This is a genomic window from Fischerella muscicola PCC 7414 (assembly GCF_000317205.1).
Taxonomy (GTDB): domain Bacteria; phylum Cyanobacteriota; class Cyanobacteriia; order Cyanobacteriales; family Nostocaceae; genus Fischerella; species Fischerella muscicola.
Map to the genome: position 1 here is coordinate 1 of NZ_AJLK01000129.1, position 23,439 is coordinate 23,439.

Annotated in this window: 18 protein-coding genes and 3 pseudogenes; 8 read left to right on the forward strand and 13 right to left on the reverse strand. The window is 43.0% G+C overall.

Features of this window, described 5'->3' with window-relative positions:
- The first annotated feature begins 46 nt into the window (after window positions 1-46).
- On the forward strand, window positions 47-718 hold the full coding sequence (locus tag UYI_RS0121060; protein ID WP_016868652.1) for a response regulator: 672 nt from the start codon (window positions 47-49) through the stop codon (window positions 716-718).
- Between the two features lie 104 nt (window positions 719-822).
- Here the strand turns inward: UYI_RS0121060 and UYI_RS38085 are convergent, their stop codons facing one another.
- A complete protein-coding gene (locus UYI_RS38085; protein WP_016868653.1) occupies window positions 823-999 on the reverse strand; it encodes a hypothetical protein in 177 nt (58 codons plus the stop codon).
- Between the two features lie 158 nt (window positions 1,000-1,157).
- Window positions 1,158-1,622: a hypothetical protein gene (locus tag UYI_RS0121070; protein WP_026086083.1), complete on the reverse strand. Its 465-nt coding sequence runs from the start codon at window positions 1,620-1,622 to the stop codon at window positions 1,158-1,160.
- A 609-nt stretch (window positions 1,623-2,231) separates the two neighbouring features.
- Here UYI_RS0121070 and aroA point away from each other — a divergent pair.
- The 3 genes from aroA to UYI_RS0121080 all read left to right on the forward strand — a co-directional run bounded on the left by aroA (window position 2,232) and on the right by UYI_RS0121080 (window position 6,153).
- Entirely contained in the window at window positions 2,232-3,584 is a 1,353-nt protein-coding gene (gene aroA / locus UYI_RS0121075; RefSeq protein WP_016868655.1) for a 3-phosphoshikimate 1-carboxyvinyltransferase, read from the forward strand.
- Window positions 3,585-3,743: 159 nt separating this feature from the next.
- Complete coding sequence (locus tag UYI_RS39795; protein WP_268742284.1) at window positions 3,744-3,869, forward strand: hypothetical protein; 126 nt, start codon at window positions 3,744-3,746, stop codon at window positions 3,867-3,869.
- A gap of 613 nt (window positions 3,870-4,482) precedes the next feature.
- Window positions 4,483-6,153 carry an MBL fold metallo-hydrolase gene (locus tag UYI_RS0121080; RefSeq protein WP_026086084.1) on the forward strand — a complete coding sequence of 557 codons (1,671 nt, stop codon included), beginning with the start codon at window positions 4,483-4,485 and terminating at the stop codon, window positions 6,151-6,153.
- An 87-nt stretch (window positions 6,154-6,240) separates the two neighbouring features.
- On the opposite strand, the gene UYI_RS0121085 is transcribed toward UYI_RS0121080, so the two are convergent.
- The 4 genes from UYI_RS0121085 to UYI_RS0121100 all read right to left on the reverse strand — a co-directional run bounded on the left by UYI_RS0121085 (window position 6,241) and on the right by UYI_RS0121100 (window position 8,665).
- Window positions 6,241-6,552, reverse strand: coding sequence for a DUF6679 family protein (locus tag UYI_RS0121085; RefSeq protein WP_016868657.1), 312 nt, complete (start codon window positions 6,550-6,552; stop codon window positions 6,241-6,243).
- A 749-nt stretch (window positions 6,553-7,301) separates the two neighbouring features.
- Window positions 7,302-7,517: a hypothetical protein gene (locus tag UYI_RS0121090; RefSeq protein ID WP_009457737.1), complete on the reverse strand. Its 216-nt coding sequence runs from the start codon at window positions 7,515-7,517 to the stop codon at window positions 7,302-7,304.
- A 608-nt stretch (window positions 7,518-8,125) separates the two neighbouring features.
- The gene (locus UYI_RS37020) at window positions 8,126-8,272 is read right to left on the reverse strand and encodes a hypothetical protein (RefSeq protein WP_016868658.1); all 147 of its coding nucleotides are present in this window, start codon (window positions 8,270-8,272) and stop codon (window positions 8,126-8,128) included.
- Between the two features lie 174 nt (window positions 8,273-8,446).
- Window positions 8,447-8,665: an Hfq-related RNA-binding protein gene (locus UYI_RS0121100; protein ID WP_016868659.1), complete on the reverse strand. Its 219-nt coding sequence runs from the start codon at window positions 8,663-8,665 to the stop codon at window positions 8,447-8,449.
- Window positions 8,666-8,783: 118 nt separating this feature from the next.
- Here UYI_RS0121100 and dapF point away from each other — a divergent pair, with 118 nt between their 5' ends.
- The gene (gene dapF / locus UYI_RS0121105) at window positions 8,784-9,629 is read left to right on the forward strand and encodes a diaminopimelate epimerase (RefSeq protein WP_016868660.1); all 846 of its coding nucleotides are present in this window, start codon (window positions 8,784-8,786) and stop codon (window positions 9,627-9,629) included.
- Window positions 9,630-9,845: 216 nt separating this feature from the next.
- Here the strand turns inward: dapF and UYI_RS0121110 are convergent, their stop codons facing one another.
- A complete protein-coding gene (locus UYI_RS0121110; RefSeq protein ID WP_016868661.1) occupies window positions 9,846-10,844 on the reverse strand; it encodes a zinc-dependent alcohol dehydrogenase family protein in 999 nt (332 codons plus the stop codon).
- A gap of 208 nt (window positions 10,845-11,052) precedes the next feature.
- A pseudogene (locus UYI_RS33050) lies at window positions 11,053-12,189 on the reverse strand (sensor histidine kinase); the annotation flags it as partial.
- Between UYI_RS33050 and UYI_RS33055 the strand changes: the two are divergent.
- Both UYI_RS33055 and gor read left to right on the forward strand, forming a co-directional pair.
- Window positions 12,183-13,439: pseudogene (locus UYI_RS33055) on the forward strand (hypothetical protein); the annotation flags it as partial. The pseudogenes UYI_RS33050 and UYI_RS33055 overlap by 7 nt on opposite strands.
- A gap of 295 nt (window positions 13,440-13,734) precedes the next feature.
- On the forward strand, window positions 13,735-15,114 hold the full coding sequence (gor, locus tag UYI_RS0121125) for a glutathione-disulfide reductase (protein WP_016868664.1): 1,380 nt from the start codon (window positions 13,735-13,737) through the stop codon (window positions 15,112-15,114).
- Between the two features lie 261 nt (window positions 15,115-15,375).
- On the opposite strand, the gene UYI_RS0121130 is transcribed toward gor, so the two are convergent.
- Entirely contained in the window at window positions 15,376-15,672 is a 297-nt protein-coding gene (locus UYI_RS0121130; protein WP_016868665.1) for a Mo-dependent nitrogenase C-terminal domain-containing protein, read from the reverse strand.
- The gene (locus tag UYI_RS0121135) at window positions 15,669-16,115 is read right to left on the reverse strand and encodes a hypothetical protein (protein ID WP_016868666.1); all 447 of its coding nucleotides are present in this window, start codon (window positions 16,113-16,115) and stop codon (window positions 15,669-15,671) included. Before UYI_RS0121135 ends, UYI_RS0121130 begins: the two co-directional genes overlap by 4 nt.
- Before the next feature lie 227 nt (window positions 16,116-16,342).
- Here UYI_RS0121135 and UYI_RS35895 point away from each other — a divergent pair.
- Window positions 16,343-16,537 (forward strand): annotated as a pseudogene (locus UYI_RS35895) (hypothetical protein); the annotation flags it as partial.
- Between the two features lie 235 nt (window positions 16,538-16,772).
- Here the strand turns inward: UYI_RS35895 and UYI_RS0121145 are convergent.
- From UYI_RS0121145 to UYI_RS0121155, 3 genes are all read right to left on the reverse strand, one after another.
- Window positions 16,773-17,144 (reverse strand): response regulator, encoded by a 372-nt coding sequence (locus UYI_RS0121145; protein WP_016868668.1) that lies wholly within the window; start codon window positions 17,142-17,144, stop codon window positions 16,773-16,775.
- A 13-nt stretch (window positions 17,145-17,157) separates the two neighbouring features.
- Entirely contained in the window at window positions 17,158-20,412 is a 3,255-nt protein-coding gene (locus UYI_RS0121150) for a PAS domain S-box protein (protein ID WP_016868669.1), read from the reverse strand.
- A 70-nt stretch (window positions 20,413-20,482) separates the two neighbouring features.
- Window positions 20,483-22,900 (reverse strand): response regulator, encoded by a 2,418-nt coding sequence (locus UYI_RS0121155; RefSeq protein ID WP_016868670.1) that lies wholly within the window; start codon window positions 22,898-22,900, stop codon window positions 20,483-20,485.
- Window positions 22,901-23,439 lie beyond the last annotated feature (539 nt).

Below are 23,439 nucleotides of genomic sequence, written 5' to 3' on the forward strand. Positions count from 1 at the left end.
GAATTGACAATTGACAATTGACGATTGACAATTGACAAAATTAATTATGTCTATTGATACTTCTATTAATCTGCCTTCAGATGCTGCACCATTGCGAGTATTAATTGTTGAAGATGATCCGATGATGCAATTAGGTTTAGAACAATCGCTGATGGCGCATCCGCAATTGGAAATTATCGGACAAGCTGAAGATGGCTATTTGGGTGTACAAGCGGCATTGAAACTCAAACCAGATGTAGTAGTCATGGATATTGGCTTACCCCGTTTAGATGGGATTGCAGCAACACAACAAATCAAAGCTACATTACCCAACACTCATGTGGTGATGCTGACGTCTCATAAAACAGAAACGGAAATTATTGCTGCTTTATCTAGTGGTGCTGATGCATATTGTATTAAAGGAGCTAGTGTAGAGCGACTTTTAAGTGCGATCGCAGCTGCTGTGGAAGGTGCAACTTACCTTGATCCCCAAATTGCCAGACAAGTAATCGAAAATCTCAAACCACCTTCTCCTAAAAGCAATATAGCCCATCTTTCTGAACGCGAATTAGAAGTGTTGAAACTGATGGTAGAAGGCTATAGTAACCCAGAGATTGCAGAAAAACTCTACCTCAGTCCCAACACTGTGAAAACTCATGTCCGGGGGATCATGAATAAATTATCTGTTGACGATCGCGTGCAAGCAGCTGTTGTAGCCTTGCGTTCCGGATTGGTTTAAATTAGTGAACAGTTATCAATTATCAGTGAATAACAATATCGCCCGCAAGTAAACTGCGGGCGATATCTTGGTAAAATTTACAACTCTGTCTAACTCATGTCTAGTTAAAAGGCATTGCATCGTTCTAGATAGTAATTATCTTGAACACGTCGCAAATCTTCTGCAATTTGACAAGCAGTGCGACGACGTCTATTACTCATATTGAGATGAAATTCGGATTCAGGACGAGAATTACGTGGAATCCGGTTATTGCTGTCAGTGTTGAAAATCAACAAGAACATGAGTTTGCCCTAAATTCCGCAAGATTTCCAGTGTAGAACTGACAGCAGCGATCGCACCTCACCCAGTAGATATCATCTAATTGGGTGAATGTTGTTGGTTAATTGTTGATTGGTGGTTGATGCTTCCAAACAACAACCCACAAACAACAACCAACAAATCAATGATGTATTTCCAAATTGAGAATATAGCATCCCAGTTGGACTTTTCCTGCCCATAACTCATACTCTAGCCGTAAATGTTCTGGCAGTGGGTGTCCGTTTAGGGTTAGGTTACGAGTAAAATTACGTAAGCGAATTGGTTGGTTGGGTTGTAGGGATTCATTTGGCAACCAATAGCGAGTAATGCCGTATACACCCCTTTCCCAAAAATGTCGGTAACTTAACTGAGCATTGCCTTGCATGGTCATGGTAACTCGGTAGGGGGAAATCTCCAGCCATAATACCCTGGGACTACTGGGATTTAGTGCCTCTTTACTGTTGGTTACAGGCGGTGCTGTCAACAGTAGATGAAAGCGATCGCGATCTTTTTGATAAAGCGTTGCGGCAGTTTCAACAACAGACCAAAGTGGCAGATCTGTAGAAATAAGTGATAAGCACACGGGCTTGCGGTGATGTGTCAGCATGGGAGCGATAGAGGCTAGAAGCTAAGGAGTAAAACGAAATCAAATATCAGGTGATCGACAATTAATGGTAAGCAACGGAACCTTGTTTAGCTAGACTTGGATCAACTGGACAAATTAGGTTTAAAACAAGTAAGATACCAATCTAAACAGCCCTGATCAGGCTTTTTCTAAATTTAGCTTTCGCAAATGACAGTTGACGTAGTTGCAATGTGTTGTAATTAAAGTCAATACACTTGTACTTAAACCGCTTTCAGTTCAGGGAAACTTGCTGGTAACATTATAAGGAAGTCAGACTCGTTGTAGAAGCGCAAAGCGTGACTTCCTAAAGTATTCAAACACTACTGACTAAAAGGGAACTCTTAACAGGAAACGCTTAACAGGGAACATTGAATTAATTTTTTTAGTAATTAATATAGACTCTGAGCGGATTTGAGTAATTTTCATACTAAGGAAAGCGATAGGATACTAGCGAGGAAGTAACTAGCAATGGCTCAAATCAGTAAACAGTGAACAGTTATTCAGTGATCAATTTGGTAGTTGATAACTGATAACTGATAAAGCTTTTGTTATCGATCATCTTCCAATGCAGTCACAAGTCAGTTTATCCCAATGTCGCATTCTGTCATCACCGTAGAAACTCAAGAAAACGTTTCGCAAAACTTAATTATTCAGCCGCCTGCTTCTAGATTATCTTTACAAGGCCGAATTCAGATTCCGGGAGATAAATCTATCTCTCATCGTGCTTTGATGTTGGGTGCGATCGCTCAAGGTCAAACCCAAATCAAAGGGTTACTGTTGGGTGAAGATCCTTGCAGCACTGCTAGCTGTTTCCAAGCGATGGGGGCAGAAATTTCTGAGTTGAATAGTGAACTTGTAACAGTTACAGGTATCGGTTTGGGCAATTTACAAGAACCAACAGATGTGTTGAATGCTGGTAATTCAGGTACAACGATACGATTAATGTTGGGATTATTAGCATCCCATCCAGGACGCTTTTTTACTGTTACAGGTGATAGTTCTTTGCGATCGCGTCCGATGTCTCGTGTAGTGAAGCCACTGCAACAGATGGGGGCGCAAATTTGGGGACGTAAAGACGGTTCTTTAGCACCTTTGGCCATTTCTGGACAGGCTCTCAAACCAATTCATTATCACTCTCCTATTGCTTCTGCTCAAGTCAAATCCTGTATTTTGCTGGCAGGTTTGCTGACACAAGGACAAACTACTGTGACTGAACCAGCCCTTTCCCGTGATCATAGTGAAAGAATGCTCAGGGCATTTGGGGCAAAATTAGATATTGATCCCCAAACTCATAGTGTGACAATCACAGGCCCTGCTCAACTAGTTGGACAGACAGTAATTGTTCCTGGGGATATCAGTTCCGCAGCCTTTTGGTTAGTGGCCGGGGCAATTGTACCAAATTCCGATTTAGTTATTGAGAATGTCGGCGTTAATCCCACCCGTACAGGCATTTTAGAAGCTTTAGCAATGATGGGGGCAGATATTCAAAGGTTGAATGAACGGGAAGTTGCTGGTGAACCAGTTGCCGATTTGCGGGTGCGTTCCAGTCACTTACAAAGTTGCACCATTGCTGGGGAAATCATACCCAGGCTGATTGATGAAATCCCTATTTTAGCAGTAGCATCAGTATTTGCTACGGGGACAACTGTCATTAAAGATGCGGCGGAATTACGGGTAAAAGAAAGCGATCGCATTGCTGTTATGGCTCAGCAACTAAATAAAATGGGAGCAAAAATCACCGAACTACCTGATGGGATGGAAATCACAGGCGGAACTCCCCTAGTAGGAACAGATGTAAATAGTTATACAGATCATCGCATTGCCATGAGCTTAGCGATCGCTGCTTTGGTTGCCACTGGTACAACTACCATCCAGCGTGCAGAAGCAGCAAGTATCTCCTATCCAAATTTTGTCCCCACCCTGGAAACAGTCATTAGTCAATAGTCAATGGTCATTTGTCATTTGTCATTGGTTAGTAGTTAGTAGTTAGTGGTTAGTAGTTTCACTACCCCTCACACTCCCCATTGCCCCCCAACCCCACAAAGTGTGAACCCCTAGCCCCCCATCTCCCCATCACCCACTGCCCCTAATCCCCACTCTCTTATGAGTTCCCCATCACCCCACCTCCCCATCACCCCACCTCCCCATCACCCCATCACCCCATCACCCCACCTCCCCATCACCCCATCACCCCATCTCCCCACCTCCCACCTCCCCATCTCCCAATAAATAGACAGTCTCAAAGAAAAATTCTACAATCGGACTGATAGCAGTAAATTGACTCATTGTACAATTAACATAAAAATGGTAGAGATTGTCCTGTGATTACCCTCGCTTGTGGAATCACTTAATAATAGAAGAAAGTATTTTAGTAGAGGGCAACAAGCAAAATGGATGTAAAGCTAATATTAATCGCACTGACAGCAATTTTTACTGTATCATGCTTGTTCTTTGGCACTAAAAACGGGTTCTACGATTCTGACAACTACCATGGCAATGGCTCTGCACATTGATAGAAATACAGTTAAAGGCAATCGCCCCTAATCTGTCTGATCAGGACTTTTGATTACCCGCGTTTTCTTAAATCAGTAAACAGTGATCAAGCTTTGGTGCTAACCTTCCCCATAGTGGAAGACTCAACCCAGGTAATACAACTGATAACTGATAACTGATAACTGTTAGTTCTGTGAAGACTTCCTCCCCAACAGCAAATCCGCTTTCCAAGGGCGCAGTAGGGGCGTAAGTTCGGAAATTAGCCCCTAGATAAAGTGATAAATACTCTGGTAAAAGTTCTTGGTTTGTTGGAAATATTCATAAAAATGAGTTCGGCGGGGAGGAAAGCATGAGCGATCGTCTGTCAGCATCCTCTCGCATGGATTCAGGGGAAGCAGCAAGTGAGTTGGAATGTGTTCCCTATGGTGTCAACCACACAGATGAAGGTGTGTGTCTGTTGGTGCGGATGGGACCGCACCGCTTTTTACTAGACTGTGGTTTGGCAGATATTTCGCCTATACTCAAAGGGGTTACAAAGTCAGCGCGGCGGGGTAGTTCGCCTGTGCCAGCTGACTTTGTTTTTGTCAGTCATGCTCACCCAGATCACGCTAGGGGTTTGCTGGCACTACATCAGGCTTTTCCTCTGTTACCCATCTACGCTAGTGAGGTAACTAGTAAGTTACTACCTTTAAATTGGCTTGATCAAGATAGTCAAGAATTATCACAATTTTGTCAGGCTTTGCCTTTGCGATCACCACTAGAAGTGAAAGATGGTCTGGTGGTGGAATTATTTCCGGCGGGACATTTACCAGGGGCTGCGGCAATTCTATTTACCTACACTACCTCACAACGAACCTACAAGTTACTTTATACTGGGGACTTTTTCTTATCTAACTCGCGGTTGGTGGAGGGTTTACGTTTAGAAGAATTGCGGGGATTGGAGTTAGATGTGCTAATTATTGAAGGGACTTATGGTACTTCTCGTCACCCTCACCGTCGCAACCAAGAAAATCAACTAGCAGAAAGAATTAATCGAGCGATCGCTGACCGTTTTTCTGTACTTATGCCCACACCTGCTTTAGGGTTGGGTCAAGAACTATTAATGCTTTTACGCAGCCATCATCACTTTACAGGCCGTGACCTTGATATTTGGGTTAACGGTGCAGTTGCTACTGGCTGTGATGCCTACCTAGAGTTATTACCCCACTTCCCGCCCTCGGTACAGAATTTTGCCCGTCATCAGCCTTTATTTTGGGATGAACGGATACGTCCTCGTGTCCGGCGTTTGCAGCCACAACAGCGTGCAACCGTCGGTAAGTATCCCTGTATTATTGTCACCGACTCTACAGCTGACCTGAGTCAGTACATGCAACCCGATACAGGGCCCTGGCTGATTCTCTTACCAGAAAAAACTGACATAAAAATTAATCATGAGCAGTTTCCCGGAATTGTCACTATTGAAAGTTATCTACTTGCCCAACATAGTGATGGCCCTGGTACCACCCAACTAATTCATAATTTGCGACCCCAGCATGTGATTTTTGTTCATGCTTCTCCTACCTATTTAGCAGACTTGACTAGCTTGGAGGAATTGCAAAATCGTTACCACGTACATTCTCCAGCAGTAGGGACATTGGTAGAACTACTGATTGGTGAAACATTTTTACAACCAGCTGCGCCGGAGACGAATTATGAAGGAGAACTCACGGAGTTAGAAACGGTTGTAACGATTGCGCTTCCTGATGCAATTACAGCCGATCCCCGTTGGCAACAATTTGCTGATACAGGTTTAATAGAAGCCCGTTGGCAAGGAGAAGAACTTGTATTGCGGGGATTGTCACAACGAGAACTTCTCAATCAAAGTAGCGATCGCTATGTGTGGTCTGATGTAGACTGCTGTGGAACCTGCCGACATCAAAGGGGACAACGGTGCTGGAATCCCGCGTCCCCTTTATATAACTTCAAAGTAACCCTTGATGGTTACTGTCCGGCTTTTGAGCGTGGCAATGAAAGTCAATAGTCAATAGTCAATTGTCAAGGGTCAATGGTGAATTTTAAATTTTCTAGACTCTGGACTCTTGACGATAGACACTCGACAATTGACTTACTAGTCTGGATTAGAATCTGTGTAACGATTGCGAATACGTTCTACTTCTGGACAGTCTTCGGTCAAGAGAGGTTCAACATTGCCACGTGGGACGGAAGCTAATTTCTGGGTTATGGCGCCAATACTTTCAAGGCGAACCATCTCCTCCCAAGAACAGATTTCTTCATCTTCTTCCGTTTCATAGCGTAGGGTAACTAAATCTCCCTCTATATCGATGATGCGGGCGCGTTCAATCCAGCGTTGCTGGTCCCGCAAGAACACACATACCTCCCGCCCATCGCAACACAGTTGATAAATCTTGCGGTGTAGCATCTACTGCTTCTGCCTTTTTAAATCTAGTTAAATCTGTTAACATCTGGGTTTTGTTCCCCAATTTATAGCACTCTTTTTGGGCTGATAAAATTAACCCTTTTAAAGATGCTGTGTTTGACCCGAACCCAAGACTTGCTTGTGGTTATCAACCAATGGAAATTTTGGATCATCAATAAAGTTGGCTTGTGTTTTTTTTTCACCAACTTAACCCCACCTGTTGAGGCCATTCAGGGAATGTTCACCTCATAGAAGTCACAAAATTCAGGAGTTAACCTGACCAGGTCGATAGTATTTGCTGGTGAGTCCTTAGTATCATTATGTAATAAAAGATACTTAAAAACAAGCTTAGGTTGCTGTTGTCGAAGTTGCCTACTTGTATTCATTGGCATGGCTGGGAAGTCTGGGGACTCGGCTTTACTTTTATCCCTACGTAATTGATCTTAGCTTATTCTCTAGTAACCTTCATGCTTTTAAACAACTAATGCTTAATAAAAAGTCAAAAGTTAAAAGTGAGCCTTTGCAATGGTGAGGCAGCATCCTACAGTACGGGTTGACAGTGATAATTTGCGTTTAAAAGCATTGTAGCACTTGGCGTTGAGTTGTAGCGACTGCCGTTGAAGCTTAAGAGGCATAAAGTAGTCCCCATGAGCAATTGGTCTTGATTATCGTATAAGCTCGGAGGGCTAATTCTCATAGAAAACCATAAGGGTCAATAGTCAATAGGTCAAGGTTTCCCTGAGTTCTGTTGATTAGTTTCTTTTGTAGTATTTGGGACATTCCATGACCAAATTTGAAGAAGCCTCTCGTTTAATACGACCCGCGCGAACAGCATCTAATAATGTTGAAAGGGCGGCTAAATCCTCTGGCTGATAGCTTTTTGTCGCCAGCATTTGATGAAGAAGACCCTCGGATTCAACACTAAGATATCCTGTTTCAAAAGCAGATTCAATAAGTGCGCGGATCATTGTAGTTAGGTCATAATTTGGCAATTATTTCTTCTACTGTGGAATATATTCATCTTTATTGAGTTGATACAGATCAGCAAATATGAGTGATGGAAGTTGATATTTGATGTGATTAAAGTCACAGCTATTCTCTATGCGTTACAGACCGCTTGTAAGATATGCTTGTTATGGATATCAAAATGACAAAATTTATCCACTTTGTACTTAAATATTTCTTTTTTAGTATATTTTTATATTTTTGTGCGTAGTATTGCTACTATCTAATACCGTTTCACTATAAATCTGATACATCTAGCGACCAGGGAGACAAGGAGGACGACTTGGAAGACAAGGGGGACGATTTGTATCAAGACTTTTGTGAAATGGTATAAGTATATATTGTGTGAATCTAGCGACAACTACCACTAGTATTGTGACTTTCTCAAAGAGTTCATTAAACTACTAAAATATTTAAAATTTTTAATTCTATATACTCTGAGTCAGAGCCAGTTTTTGATCCAAGTTTTTAAATTTTTGCCCAAACGCGACTGTTCGAGTTCCGTCAAAGAGACTGTTGTAGTCACCCTTGTACCTTGTAAAGAGTGGCGGAATAATTAGTGGCGGAATAATTATAAAGGTTTTTCTATTTCCTCTGTTTCACCTAAGTCGATGACTTTGGCTTGTTCATTAGTGCGTGTGAGGATATAAGCTGCGTAACGGTGTTTACCAAAGCGTTGATTTTGTGGAGCTTTGAGATTAAATGGTTTATAATGCACTATTTCCTATAAATTAGCGAATTCAGCACTGCGATTACTGAATTCATCTTTTTTGCGTTTTACTTTTTCTTCCAACTCAGCAACTTGTTTGCGATATTCCTCTAGAGGAATTTTCTCTGGACGGTTATAAATTAGGTTTGCTGGCTAGGTGTGAATATCGGAAACATCTATTAACTAATTACTTAGAGGCTTCAAGTAAGCGATCGCCTGCTTCCAAATAATTACCTGTTGAGTGTTATCATCTACAAGACACACACTATATTGGTCTTGCCACGTTACTTTTCCGGTCAACATATCACCTGTTAGCAGTTTGATCTCAGTTGGTGCTGCTTGTTTAATCAGGTTTTGTAATTGGCGAGTGCTAGGTAAGGAGGTGTCAAATTCGGCAATCATAATTTAATAGTCAATAGTATTGGTTGTTAGTTAGTGGTTGGTAGTTGATTGGCAAAGTTAACAAACAACCAACAACCAACAACAAATAAAACATAAATATAGTTCATGGATTTTGAGAATGGCAATAGAATTTACTAAGTATCATGGTTTGGGTAACGATTTCATTTTGATTGACAATCGCTCTTCTTCTCAACCTGTAATCACTCCAGAACAAGCAGTGCAGTTGTGCGACCGCCATTTTGGTATCGGTGCTGATGGTGTTATTTTTGCCCTTCCAGGAAAAAACGGTACTGATTACACAATGCGGATTTTTAATTCCGATGGTTCTGAACCAGAAATGTGTGGAAACGGTATTCGTTGTTTAGCTGCTTTTTTGGCTGAATTAGAAAGTGAGTCACGCCAGAGTAATCAATATCGGATTCATACCCTCGCTGGTGTAATTACACCCGAACTGATGACTGATGGACAAGTGAAAGTTGATATGGGTATCCCCAGGTTACTTGCTGGCGAGATTCCTACTAGCCTATGTCCTGCTGATCAGAAAGTGATTAACCAACCTTTGGAAGTCGCAGGGAAAACTTGGGATGTAACCTGTGTCAGCATGGGTAATCCCCACTGCATAACTTTTGTAGAAGATGTAGTAGCAATTCCTCTAGATAATATTGGTTCCCAGTTTGAATATCATCCAGTTTTTCCCCAGCGGACAAATACTGAATTTATTCAAGTTATCCGCCCAGATTACCTGAAAATGCGAGTTTGGGAACGTGGTGCTGGGATTACTCTCGCCTGCGGTACTGGCGCTTGTGCTTCTTTAGTGGCTGGGGTGCTAACAGGGAGATGCGATCGCACTGCTACTATAGAATTGCCTGGAGGTTGTTTGCAAATAACTTGGTCAGAAGTCGACCAAAGAATTTATATGACAGGCCCTGCTAAGCAAGTATTCCAAGGAAAGTATGGAATTTAGGAGTTGATGCTCTCAGCTTAGAATTTGGTAGGGGAGGCTGCCATCGGTGTGGATATTCCTCCCACTTTGTTGCCATTGCGTTATGGATATTAGTCTTAACGCACTGTAAATCTGCAATGGTGTGTTAGCCTGCGACACCGGAAAAAACCAGATGAATGCAATCGCGCTTAGCCTTGTGGGTGGAAAAATATTGGGTTTCCTCAGAGCAAAATAATACTAGATCACCAGAACTATCTTACCCGTCGTCGAGCCAGATTCAATTAACTGGTGGGCTTTTGCGGCTTCTGCTAATGGTAACTCCTGACTGACATGAATCTTTAACTTACCTGCATCAATATATTTAGCGCACTCTGCCAAGATTTCTGCATGATGCTGCTGTGCTTCTACCATTCCTTGCAGCATTGGTGTGAGCATTAATTCTAAACCAATGCGGAGATTGCGGTTTCTGGCAGTTTTCCAAACCGTATTGGCATCTGGTTCTAAAATCGTCACAATATCGCCATAAATCCGCACTGCTGGGAAGGTTTTGTGAAAAGTTTCTCCACCAACGGTATCAAAAGCCAAGTCTACACCTTCACCACCAGTCCAATCTAAAGCTGCTTGCACAAAATCTGTTTGTTTGTACAAAATAGGATAATCTGCACCAAGTTGTTTGACAAAATTTGCTTTCTCTTGAGAACTGACTGTCGTGCAGACATTTGCACCTTTAAGTTTAGCCAGTTGAATAGCTACATGACCAACACCACCAGCACCAGCATGAATCAAAACTTTTTCCCCTGGTTCTAGTCTGCCACGTTCGTATAAAGCTTCCCAAGCGGTAATTAATACCAAAGGTGCTGCGGCTGCTTCTGCAAAAGATACAGATGTGGGTTTGTGGGCAACAAAACGCTCATCTACTGTAGTGTACTCAGCATAGTTGCCTTGGTGTGCGCCCAAGCCACCATTGCAAAAATACACTTCATCCCCAACACGGAATTTTTGTACACCAGCACCAACAGCCTCAACTACACCTGCACCGTCACATCCTAAAATCGCAGGCATTTGATCAGGGTAAAAAGTGCCGCGTTTGCGAAGTTTGGTATCAATAGGGTTAACACCAGCTGCTCTTAATCGTACTAAAAGTTCAGTTTCACCAACAGGTACACCAGGATTTGTGACATCCTGTAGTTGCAAAACTTCAGGATTGCCAGGTGCTGTCATTAGGACTGCCTTCATGACTTATTCCTCCGCGTGCTTGCATTTGCCAATGTACCGCAAATAGGCAGAGCGATCGCTATATTTCGGATTTAAAGTAATTAGCTTTATTTTTTCAAAACACAAAACGAATTAGCTCAGATTAACACTCTGCGCTGCTGTGCGTAAACCTCTGCTACTAGTGCGTTTAAAAATAAACTCAAACATTTAGAATACTCCCAGTCATTTTTTATATAGGCAAATAAATAGTAAACGTAGCTCCTTCCCCTACTTTACTGCTAACAGTAATGCTACCTCCGTGGGCTTCGATGATGCGTTTGGCGATCGCTAAACCTAACCCGACTCCCCGACCTTTGCGAGAGTGATCGCCAGTATAGAATTGTTCAAAAATCCGGGAAAGATCACTATCTTTGACCCCTTGACCTTGATCGCGGATCGTTACAACAGCCTGTTTACCTTCTTTGGAACCAGTGATCAATATTTGGGAATTGGGGGGTGAGTGCTTGATGGCGTTATCTAACAGATTCAGCAATGCTTGCAACAGCCTTTCGGAATCACCCTGGATTTGCAAGTCAGCCACATTGACTTGGACAGAGATTTGCGAATTTTGCAGTCGTGTTTCCACCGCTCTGACAGCACGCTTAATCAAGCTTACCAGTTGAATATGCTGCTTTTCTAAGAGTGTTACCCCAGCTTCCAAACGTCCCAAATCCAATAAATCACCAATGAGGCGTGATAGGCGTTTGGTTTCATCTTCTACGTTTTGAAAAAAGCGATCGCTCACTGCTGGATCAGAAGCAGCGCCGTTGCGGAGGGCTTCAACTGTCACCAACACATTACTAATAGGAGTACGGAGTTCGTGAGATACGTTTGCTAGAAATGCTCGACGTTCTTGATCCAGCGAAGCCAAGCGTTCACTCATGCGGTTTAGTTCTAGCGCTAACTGATCCAACTCATTGCTTTGGCGAATCTGCAACTTATCACCAAAATGTCCACTACCCAGACGAATAGCGAAATTTTTCATAGTTTGAATCGGACGAGACAGGCTACGTGCTAGCCACTCACTAATGAAAGTGCAGAGTAAAAGTATGAAGACAAGCGTTCCCAGTACTGTCCAAATAACTATAGCGAACTGGCGTTGAAATTGTTGTAGGGTAATAGACATCCTTAGCACACCCAACAACTGACCGTTACGAACTATTGGTTGGGCAATGAAGAGTCTATCATCATTGGTCAAAACACCTTTGGCAAAACCTTGCACTTCTTTTCTTTCCAAAGCTGCACGTATCCCGGGTACTTCCAACCAGTTTTTCACTTGTTGGTCTTGTTGAGGGCTAGACGAGGCGATAAGTTTACCTTTTTTCTCTGCGTCGCCATCAAGTAGAACCAGCTAATTTTATTGATGAATGGGCAATTCGTTACTCGCAAATCCTCGCAGGATTACCACACTTAACTTTAGTTTTAATTCTATTAATAGGAGGATTTTTTCTCTGCTCAACTTTGAGCAATAGATATCACCACTGGGAACAAGCAAAAGTGGCGCAAGTAGCAGCAAGTGTTGCTGGTGACAGACTAGAACAAATTGCCCCACAAATACGTTATGTAGTGCAAGTACCATACAGTTACACCACACAAGTTAATGGCAAGATTGTCAAAGTCAATGAAACACGAGAAGAAAGCCGCTATCTGACACTAGCTGGTTCGCAAATTCAAGTCAAAATTGACCAAACTCCCGATGTCCAAAATCGCCGTGCAACATATCGCGTAGATTATACTGCTGACTATAAAGTAGTTAATCAGCTTCCAGAAGACATTAATCAGTTCTTCTGGGAAGCGCCACCCCCCAATGGCTACTCACTACTTTCCGGCTACAAAATAGAGCAAGCTGGCAATAGACTACAACAAACTAGTCCGGGTAATTACAGCTTTCCCTTTCGCTTAAGACAAGGAGAAGAAACCACTTTTCGAGTCTCTTACAAAGCTCAAGGCGGCCCCCGTTGGATTTATAGTGCTGATGGACAGTTACTCCAGAATTTTCGCTTGGTAGCTATTGCTAACTTTCCAGGGGCTGATTTTGCAAGCGGCATTGTACCAACTGAAATTGCAGGCGAGGGACAAAGCACCCGATTTACTTGGGTATTTGACGATAATGTTTCTGTGAGAAACCCATTTGGAGTATTTACAAATACTAATCCTGTTCGTAATACAGGTGTGCTTCCTCGCCTGTTATTGCTAGCGCCAGCATTATTTTTGTGGTGGATATTGTTGCTATATTTATCTATTCCTATGAATTTAAAAAATATCGCTGTTGCTGGTGGTATATTTTTTGCCTGTTTATTGGCTTTGACTTATACCAGTCGCGTGATGAGTCCCCAGTTTGCTTGGACTTTGATTTCCCTCGTTTTACTTGTCCTGGCTTGGGGATTGGGTGTCAATGTTCGTGCTTCCCTGGCTGCGGTTATTTGTACTATTGCTGGAGCTGTGCTACCCGTGTTTGGATTGTTAGTACCGTACAGTGGCTTGACGCTTAGTTTAGCTGGTTTTCTTTCGGCAGTTTGGTTAGCAGTTCGTCACTGGTTTGGCTGGTACAGGCTACAACCACAAGATCAGCAATGATCAAGCAAAGGCAGTCAATCACGCGACACACCTTGCGATGAAAATTTGACTCCTCCTACACTCCTATACCCCCCACACCCATTTTCAAGACAGCGATCGCTTGCCACCACTATTGTCTCAATTTTCGGATTGGGAAGAGCAAGCTACGATCAAGATAGTGGTTTTCACATGTAGGCCAAACGCCACTGTTAATATTCAAAGCCGCGATACCACTTTACCTGGCTGAAATTTCTCGATTTTTCGTTGGTAAATTGGTATCAAATTTTATTTCTTTGCAAAAGACATCTAAAAATTTATGACCTACGATTACGACCTGTTTGTCATTGGTGCTGGTTCTGGGGGGTTAGCAGCTTCTAAACGTGCTGCTAGCTACGGAGCAAAAGTAGCGATCGCCGAAGAAAGTTTAGTTGGTGGTACTTGTGTAATTCGTGGCTGCATTCCCAAAAAATTGATGGTCTATAGCTCCCATTTTCCGGCATTATTCCATGATGCAGCAGGCTATGGCTGGAAGGTAGGCGAAGCAGAATTAGACTGGGAATATTTTATTACAGCTATAGATAAGGAAGTACGACGGCTTTCTCAACTACATATTGGTTTCTTGGAAAAAGCCGGAGTAGAACTTATTCCCAGTCGTGCTACTCTTTTAGACCCGCACACTATCGAAGTTGATGGACGCAAAGTCACTGCCGATAAAATTTTAATTGCTGTTGGTGGTCGTCCCGTCAAACCTGATTTACCAGGGATGGAATATGGCATCACCTCCAACGAAATGTTTCATCTCCAAGCAAAACCCAAGCATATAGCAGTTATAGGTGCTGGTTACATCGGCACGGAATTCGCTTGTATTATGCGCGGTTTGGGATGCGAAGTCACCCAAATTATCCGTAAAGACCTCATCCTCAATGGTTTTGATGAAGATATCCGCACTAATATTCAAGAGGGGATGACCAACCACGGCATTAAAATCATCCAGAATCATGTAGTGGAAACAGTGGAGAAAGTACCGGAAGGTTTAAAAATTAATTTATCTGGAGAAAACAAAGAATCAATTATTGCCGATGTGTTCTTAGTGGCAACTGGCCGCGCCCCCAATATCGAAGGGCTGGGTTTAGAAAAAGCTGGAGTCGAAACCTGTTGTGGTTCCATTGAAGGCCCTGGATATAGCACAATGGATGCGATCACTGTTAACGAATACAGTCAAACTTCCCAAGCAAACATTTTTGCAGTAGGTGATGTTACTGACCGAATGAATTTAACCCCCGTTGCTATTGGTGAAGGGCGGGCGTTTGCAGATAGTGAATTTGGTAATAACCGCCGTGTATTTAGTCACGAAAATGTCCCGACTGCTATCTTTTCTACACCGGAAGCAGCCACAGTTGGTCTCACAGAAGCCCAAGCCCGCGACAAGCTGGGAGACGATGGGGTGAAAATATACCGTACTCGTTTCCGTCCTCTATTCCACAGTTTGACGGGCGCCCAAGAAAGAACCATGATGAAATTGGTAGTAGATGCCAGTACTGACAAAGTATTAGGCGCTCACATGGTAGGAGAAAATGCAGGTGAGATCATTCAAGGTGTAGCGATCGCTGTTAATATGGGTGCAACGAAAAAAGATTTTGATGCCACCGTTGGTATCCATCCCACAGCAGCAGAAGAATTTGTCACAATGCGGTAGTTGTCGGTTGTTGGCTGCAACTACTAATACTGTCAGGGCGTTGGTAATAGGTAATAGGTAATTGATTTACCTATTATACCAAATCCAGTTCAATCACCCCTTTTATTCTGTAGTCCGCGAAGGCCGACTTTGTTTGTGTAGCCGCGACTTCCAGTTGCAAGGGAAAAGAGGGGTTATAAAGACGGATGTGGTATTACCTATTACCATTACCGATTACCAACCTTCACAGATATGATAAGTCCTCAAACGAGCATGATGTTATTAGCAATACAACGTTATATCTTCACCACATTCATCTGCTAAATAAGTTAAAGCTTTAAAACGTAGTTCAACTAATTGTTCGTAGAAAGGATTAAGTTTACACAGGGGTGGAATATAAAGGATAGTACGGCTGCGGAGTTTAATTTCTCGTTCAAAAGGACAGCTAGCAGGAATAATAGTACAGAGCAACCGCGCCAATTGGTAATCTTGTATTTTGATAGCTTCGAGCCATTTACGGATTGGTTGCAAGAGAGTATTTACAAGAATCAACGACGTTAATGTAGTGACTGAGATCATAGCGTTAGTGAATGAATTTGTTGATGAATTAGCAATACTTTTTCTAGCAAGAGTTTATCTGATTTAGAAGTATCTGCCATTAACACAGTTTTCGCATTTTCATTGAGCAAAAGTTGTCTTTGTGAATTATTGCTAAAATCTTGACCTGGTATAAATCCCTTTTTGATCAGTTTTTGAATTGCAAATCTAGTCACCGAATCTAGCAAGTTTATGTAAGGTTGTAAATCAGAAAAATTGTCTAAAGTCCAGTGAAATGTTTGAATATCTCCAACAGATAGTTCAAAGATTGCTGCTATTAATAGAGAATCTGCATATTCAATATCTATGTTCGTATTGATTTCTTCTAACCAATATTCCACTAGTTTTTTATCTTTAATTTTTAAGATATAGATTAATCTTTCAAGATGAATATAAAATAGTTCTAAATAATTTTGTTTAGACATAATTACTATCCCTCTGAAAGAAGATTTTTCTAAAATTCATGCCATTTAGATATTAGCTGGAGAAATTTATCCAATAAACGAATATGTAGTATTCCAGCTACTATTTTGTATAGCTGAAACTGTTTTAACTAAAGTTTTTTCTGTCAAATAAAATCCGGCTAGAGAAGAACACTTAACAAAGTTCTCTTGTGGAGAAAAGCTGAGGGGGTGACAACCGCAGTCAACTTGTGGCAGGGCAAGCCTTTCAGGTGACGGACGCCCTCAAAGATAAAAAGCAACAGCAAGATTTTTCTTATTCATCAGCACTCAAAACTCCTATTTTCACAAAGCGCGATCGCGCTCAATTAATTCTCATCTTTTCAGCAGTGATTAAAGTGAAAGGCAAGCCAAGCCTAAGTTACATCCCCCTTGTCACCCCCTCAGGTGAAAGGCAAGCCAAGCCTAAGTTACATCCCCCTTGTCACCCCCTCAGGGAGAAAAGATTAACTCACTTCATATCTCCTCAGAAAAAAGGAATGGGGGTAGAGGTGAGTTTGTACCCTACCCTGAGAACAAAGTGTTATCAAGTTGGTGGTGTTTCAGTTGTTTTTAACTTTAAAACTGAAAAATGCAGATATTGTGGAGATGGAAAAAAATTGAAAATTTTGTTCAAGTCTATCAATCTAGAGCTGCTGCAATTTGAGCAGGCAATTTCATGGCTTTGAAAGGCTTAGTAATAATTGCTCGCACTCCCAGTTCGGCAAACCGCCGTTGTTCGGCAGCTTGTGTCTTTGCTGTCAGCAAAATTACGGGGATTGACTTAGTGGCTGAATTCGCTTGCAACGCTTGAAAGGTAGCGATTCCGTCCATATCCGGCATCATTACATCTAGCAGGATAACATCCGGCTGTTCACTGGCAGCCTTAGCCACTCCCTCACTGCCGGAAGCAGCCGTTGAGACTTGCCAGCCGCCTACTGCCTTTAAAGAGAGTTCAGCTACTGCCCGGATATCATATTCATCATCAATGATCAGAACGCGTCTTGTGGTCATATTAAGTCCATTTTTACAGATCACTGTCTTCGCCCTGGTCGCGAATCATCCTGTTGAGTAAGTTAATAACTCGCTGTTCAAATTCTTGTGGCGTAATGCGTCCCTTAGTAAAGAATAACGTTTGTCCCAACCTTAATCGCTGGCGATCGCTCTCATCCAAATCACGTGCTGTGTACACAACTAACGGCACTTGGCACAGGCGATTATGCTGCCGTAGCCAATCTACGACCGTAAAACCATCACATTCTGGCAGTCCTAAATCCAGTACCAACAAGTCAGGGATGACACACTGGCTTACTTGTATCGCTTCTCGTCCGGTTTGGGCATAAAAAGTAGTAATGCCGTGGCGATTAAACATCGCAATGAATATCTGTGCCAAATCTAAGTCATCTTCTACAATCAATACTTTAATACTTTGATCTTGTTGGGCAGTAGCTTTTTCCAACGCTTGGCACAACAACCTTATATCTGGAGGTTTGATAATCCAGTCACTCACACTGTCCGGAAAAGGTTTACTGGTATCGGGTAACAAACCACTAAGGATAATAACTGGGATATTTTGGGTATGTGACTGCTGTTTGAGAATTGCCAGAGTTTCCCAACCATCGATACCAGGCATCATCAGGTTGAGAATAATTACATCAGGATGGTTTGCTGTGGCCTGTTCCACTGCCTCTTTTCCTGAAGCCACTGTCATGACGCGGTAGCCCTGCCGTTCGAGGATGGTTTGCAATACAGCCCGAACAGAGGGGTCATCATCACACTGTAGTACTAGGGGGGGATTGCAAGATGGGGCAATGGGGTGGTGGGGTGATGGGGAGAATTTTTCCGTATCTGTCCCTACTCCCTCTTCTGAGAGGATGGGCAATGTAAAGAAGAAAGTACTGCCTTCTCCCAAGGTACTTTCAGCCCAGATTTGCCCGTCATGATGTTGTAATATGCTGCGACAAATGGCTAGACCCAAACCCGTTCCCCCTTTTTGACGAGAGTCAGAGGCATCGACTTGGCCAAAACGCTCAAAGATAGATTCTAACTTCTGGGCTGGGATACCGCGCCCTTGGTCTTTTACGGTGAAGAGAATATGATGGGGAGATGGGGTGGTGGGGAGATGGGGTGAAATTCTCCCCAGTTCATTTACTAACTCTGCGCTCAACCAAACCGTAGAACCAGTCGGCGAAAATTTAATCGCATTGCTAAGCAGGTTGGTGAAAACCTGGATAATCCGGTCGGGATCAGCCCAGATGCGAACTGATAGGGGAGAAACTGATAATGTTACCCCCGCTTGCATTGCCATTTCTTCCATCACTTCTGCTGACTGGCTCATTAAATCGGCAACATCGCATGTTTGCTTAATTATTTGTACCTTTCCTGACTCGATACGTTCGATATCCAGAATGTCGTTAATTAGACGCAACAGCCGATCTGTGTTAGTTGCAGCAATATTTAACATGCGTTGAGCATCTTCAGGAGCAGCTTGCAGGACACCATTCGCCAAAAGATCCAATGCACCGGAAATGGAAGTTAGGGGTGTTCGTAATTCGTGATTGACGACTGAGATAAATTCATCCTTGAGGCGTTCTACTTCCCGGCGATCGCTAATATCCTTCATGAAACAATAATGGCCAATGAATTGTTCCTGGTCATAGGCTTTGACCATCACTACTTGTTTATCAAAAACCAAACCGTCTTTCCGCACACCTCTAGCTTCTATTTCTACCTTGCCGTTGCTGAGCATTTGTTGGTAGGCAGCATTCAATTTTTCCCAATCCTCGGGATGGACAGTTAAGTGCCATTCCATCCCGATCATTTCCTCACTTTCATAACCAACCATGTTGGCATAAGCCGAGTTTACTTTGACATACCGTCCCTGTTTATCCAGCTGGGAGATGCCCTCTACCGCACTTTCCAACGCCTGGCTCAGGTGGCGAAGTTCTTTTTCGGCTCGCTTGCGTGCTGTAATATCCTCGAACAGATAAAGACGCCCAAAATATCTATCGTCCTCGTCGCGGATTTGGGAGGAAAAACGCCGCACTATCCGTCCATCGACAAAAGGAATTTCATCTTCAATAATTACACGGTATTCCTCGCTTTGTAAGGGTTGGCACGATTCAGCAAATGCTGACACATCTGCCACAACAGGCAGACAGTCAGGAATAATATCGTTATTTTTGAGTTCGCCGCGCTGCATTCGCTCTTCCAGATGTTCGATGCCCCAAATTTCACAGAAGCGGTGGTTGAAGTAGAGTATGGCGTCGGTGCGGTTGTCTACGACATAAAACGCCAATGGCGAGGCATCAGCCATTGAGCGCAACAGAGCCTCTTTCCAACGCAGTTCTTGTTCTGACTGTTTACGTTCCGTAATATCTTCAACTACATTTAAAATCTCAGCAGCCCGTTGTTGTACTCGGATTTCTAATTCATCGTGTGCCTGACGTAATGCTCTGTCTGCTTGTTTGCGATCAGTAATGTCACGACCTTCAGGGATTAGTAGCACTACTTGCCCATTTTTATCAAATACAGGTTTGAGGGAAAAATCAATCGTTGCGACTGTATCTCCAGAACCCTTGACATCGACTTCGTAACGGACAAATTGACCGGATGCTGCCTCAGCGATCGCAGCTTTTAAACGGTTTTGGGTTTCTGGAGAAATTTTCCACCACTCGGCTTCCCAAAAAGGGCGATTGATCACGTCTGTATGAGTTAGTCCACCAAAATTCAGGGCAGTTTGATTGGCTTCTAAAAGAGTGCCATCCGGTTTGAGTAGTCCCGTAAATTGGAAAGTTTGGTCAAAGATAGCCCGGAATAATCTTTCACCCTCACGTAGTGCTTCTTCTGCTCTTTGGCGTTCGCTGATTTGCTGTTGCAGTTGTTGGTTAGCCGCTGTTAACTGGGCTGTGCTAGGTAATTCCAGGGCATTAGGCACTAATTCCACCAGCACAAATGCCGTGTACAGTGAAACAATAGCCGTAATGCCTTTAATCAGTCCAGATAGCCAGTAAGTTGGATACCAAAGTGTCCAAACTTCCATTAGATGAGTCGTGCCACAAGCAATAATAAAGGCTCCAAACAAAATAAAGACTCTTTTGAAAGGAACATCTTGCCGCTTCTGGACGAAATAAAGCAATATCAAGGGAATTGAATAATATGCCAGAGCAATTAGGGAGTCTGACAACAGATGCAACCACACTAACCCTGGATTCCAGAGATAACAATGCCCGTGGGGGATAAAGGGGCTTGAGTACAACAAGGTATGTAATAATTTCGACATACATAAAGCCTCCTATTTACGGGCATAAGCTACGAGCCAGTGATACCAATTTGGGATTTTAGATTTTGGATTAGGAGTTTTTGCCATTTACCCTATTTCTGCCTCCTGCCTCCTGCCTTTCATGACTTAGCACCCGGTTTCTTCCCATTGCTTTTGCCTGGTCAAGGACTGTATCAGCTGTCTGGTAGAGTGCTTGGAGGTTGTCACCATCTTGCGGATACTCAACAACTGCTGCACTAAAAGTAGTGTAAAATTTTTCACCATTAGCAGCCGTAAACTCAATCTGACGCAAACTCTTGAGAACTTCCCAAAGCCGTCGCACCCCATCAGTTTTGGCCATTCCCGCCATCCCCACCACAAATTCCGTACCTCCCCAGCGACCGACTACATCTTGGTTGTGGAATGTTTGCCGCAACAGTTCCCCGAGTCGGGACAAAATGCGATCGCCCAGAGCATGACCGTATCGGTAGTTAATTTGCTTAAGGTAGTCCAAATCTACAATAGCGAAGCAGAAGGGTTGATGGTGGCGATCACTCCACTGAAGATACTGATGCAAATCTTGAGTAGATTTGCGGCGATTGGCAACGAAGGTCAGGGCATCTATTTCTGAGAGATTTCGCAGCCAACGCACTCGCTCTAATCGATTGAAGATACGAGTAATTAATTCGGGTTCTACAATGGGTTTACTGATGTAGTCATCAGCACCTGCTGCAAATACCTGCTGTCTAGTTGTAGTATCAGTGTGAGCGGAGAGAAACAAGATAGGTAGCCCGCTCCATTGAGGATCGTTACGAGCAACTTGGCATAATTCTATACCGCTGACTCCAGGCATTTCCACATCTAAAATCAGCAGGTCTGGCTTCACAACTGCCATTGCTTCCAAGAATCGCAGGGGATTCTCTAGGGTATAAACCTTCAGCCCCCAAGGCGTGAGTAAAGTATGCAGAGCAGTTAATGTTTGAGAATCATCGTCTACAATCATCACCCTTGCTTCCGCAGAGCGAGATTGCTGTAGTATTTGATTCACTGTTTCCAGTACTTGGCTGGGAGATACAGGCTTCTGTAAGATACTACTTCTAGCCAAGCGAGCAACTTTTACCCGATCAAGCAAACTATCTTGGGAGGTAAAAACTATTACTGGTGTTGGAGGAGTACGACCACTGAGTTCTGCCAGTAAGGCTAAAGCGTTTTCCCTAGAACCACTAGCGCAAAGGTCAAGTAGTACAACGTCAGGGCTATTTTCATTCATCAACTCCCTAGCTGCGATCGCATCTGAAGCAATTAGCGATCGCATTTCCCAGCTATTTGCCTCTCTCAGCAATGCCTCAGCTAATTCTCTATCCTGAGTGACAATCAACAGTAAGGGAAGTTCGTTTGCCAGTTGATTAACTGACAGCAATGTCGGCTGATACTTAGAGTTCAACAGTTGTAGTTCCTGGCGCAAAGCTACAACCAATTGCGAGAGATTCTGTTTTATAGTTGGCTCTAGCTTAGTTCCCATTTCGAGCAAAGATTCTATTTCTTGAGCTAGATGGGAACCCTCATCAGATCCAAACATCCCTAATGAGCCAACTAACTTATGAGCCTCTAGCTTCGCTTTTGACCGTATTTCCTCAGTTAATTTCCCCAATAATAATATGGCAGAGGCTTGCTCAATCGTGGTCACTCGCTCTTCGAGTTTCTGTACTACTTCCTCCCAAACTTTATTGACTCCAGTCACAACCTGATTTTTACGTGGGGAAGACGTGGGGAGAGGGGGGGCAGTGACATTTTCTTGTGTACGTCTGTGTGTCTCCCCTTTTCCCTCTCCTTTTTGGGCTGGCTTGAGCCGATATCCCATACCATAAACTGTCTCAATTGGATCGTCTGCAACTCCTGCCGCTTTTAGTTTTTGCCGTAACCCTTTCATATGGGATCTAACAGTATCATCCGTGGGAGGTTCTTCAAAAGACCACAGATGATCTATCAAGGCACTACAGCTGAATATCCGGTGATTGTTGCGCAGAAAAAGTTCGAGTAAACCGTATTCTTTAGGAGTCAAATGTAGAAGTTTGCCATCACAGGTGACTTCACAAGTGCTAGGATCAAGCCACAAATTTTTCCACTCTAGATGAGGCGGCAAAGCTGAACCACCACGACGTAACAAAGCACGAATGCGAGCCAACAACTCTTGGAAATCAAAAGGCTTGGCAACATAGTCATCTGCACCAGCATCTAAGCCTATAACCTTATTCGTGCTGGTATCTTGGGCTGTTAACAAAAGAATAGGTGTGTGATTGCCACTTGCTCGTAATCGTCGACAGAAGCTGATACCGTCAAGCTTGGGCAGCAAAACATCTAGCAGAATTAAGTCATAGGTAAATAACTCTGCCAAATCCCAACCTTCTTGCCCATCCTTAGCAACATCAACAGCATAATGCTGGTTTGTTAGGGATTTGGTAAGTGATTCCGCAATAATTTCATCATCTTCAACTAATAGAATCCTCATAGCGGTTTATCACCGCAATTTATCAATTGTTAAGTGGTAATTAAAATTATGATATGCAAAAATTTTTGAAAGTTACATTTAAAGCCTAGCCTAAATTAGTAGTTCACCAAATTGATTTTGATAGGTTGGCTAGATCCTCGACTTTTTTAAAAAGTCGGGGATCTGACCCCTCGCAAAGAGTCAAAACTTATGTGGTCGAGTATTAGGTGGTTGTTTGGCTTGCCTTTGTAAGTGTCAACATTTCATTTAACATTGGTTTGTCTATTTTGTATTTAGCACAAAAGATATATTTTTTAGCAATTCTGGCGCTGTGTCAGGCTTCGGCAACAATGTTGTGATATTAACACTAGTAGTTTCAACCATTCTATCGTCTGATGCCAGTTTGCTTATGGCAATATTTTTGATCTGCGGGTTATCCATCTGGCCATCACATTCATCCACACTCCGCTAATTTCGGCTTTATGCTTAGGCTTACAGTGCGATCGCCTATTTGCTCAAGACAGGTTGCTTTGCCACAGCCAGCTTTTCTAGTAAGCCTA

What these genes read in the sequence shown, in the direction of transcription:
- UYI_RS0121060 (WP_016868652.1), top strand. Translation starts at nt 47, where the DNA reads ATGTCTATTGATACTTCTATTAATCTGCCTTCAGATGCTGCACCATTG.
- UYI_RS38085 (WP_016868653.1), bottom strand. Translation starts at nt 999, where the DNA reads ATGTTCTTGTTGATTTTCAACACTGACAGCAATAACCGGATTCCACGT.
- UYI_RS0121070 (WP_026086083.1), bottom strand. Translation starts at nt 1,622, where the DNA reads ATGCTGACACATCACCGCAAGCCCGTGTGCTTATCACTTATTTCTACA.
- aroA (WP_016868655.1), top strand. Translation starts at nt 2,232, where the DNA reads ATGTCGCATTCTGTCATCACCGTAGAAACTCAAGAAAACGTTTCGCAA.
- UYI_RS39795 (WP_268742284.1), top strand. Translation starts at nt 3,744, where the DNA reads ATGAGTTCCCCATCACCCCACCTCCCCATCACCCCACCTCCCCATCAC.
- UYI_RS0121080 (WP_026086084.1), top strand. Translation starts at nt 4,483, where the DNA reads ATGAGCGATCGTCTGTCAGCATCCTCTCGCATGGATTCAGGGGAAGCA.
- UYI_RS0121085 (WP_016868657.1), bottom strand. Translation starts at nt 6,552, where the DNA reads ATGCTACACCGCAAGATTTATCAACTGTGTTGCGATGGGCGGGAGGTA.
- UYI_RS0121090 (WP_009457737.1), bottom strand. Translation starts at nt 7,517, where the DNA reads ATGATCCGCGCACTTATTGAATCTGCTTTTGAAACAGGATATCTTAGT.
- UYI_RS0121100 (WP_016868659.1), bottom strand. Translation starts at nt 8,665, where the DNA reads ATGATTGCCGAATTTGACACCTCCTTACCTAGCACTCGCCAATTACAA.
- dapF (WP_016868660.1), top strand. Translation starts at nt 8,784, where the DNA reads ATGGCAATAGAATTTACTAAGTATCATGGTTTGGGTAACGATTTCATT.
- UYI_RS0121110 (WP_016868661.1), bottom strand. Translation starts at nt 10,844, where the DNA reads ATGAAGGCAGTCCTAATGACAGCACCTGGCAATCCTGAAGTTTTGCAA.
- gor (WP_016868664.1), top strand. Translation starts at nt 13,735, where the DNA reads ATGACCTACGATTACGACCTGTTTGTCATTGGTGCTGGTTCTGGGGGG.
- UYI_RS0121130 (WP_016868665.1), bottom strand. Translation starts at nt 15,672, where the DNA reads ATGATCTCAGTCACTACATTAACGTCGTTGATTCTTGTAAATACTCTC.
- UYI_RS0121135 (WP_016868666.1), bottom strand. Translation starts at nt 16,115, where the DNA reads ATGTCTAAACAAAATTATTTAGAACTATTTTATATTCATCTTGAAAGA.
- UYI_RS0121145 (WP_016868668.1), bottom strand. Translation starts at nt 17,144, where the DNA reads ATGACCACAAGACGCGTTCTGATCATTGATGATGAATATGATATCCGG.
- UYI_RS0121150 (WP_016868669.1), bottom strand. Translation starts at nt 20,412, where the DNA reads ATGTCGAAATTATTACATACCTTGTTGTACTCAAGCCCCTTTATCCCC.
- UYI_RS0121155 (WP_016868670.1), bottom strand. Translation starts at nt 22,900, where the DNA reads ATGAGGATTCTATTAGTTGAAGATGATGAAATTATTGCGGAATCACTT.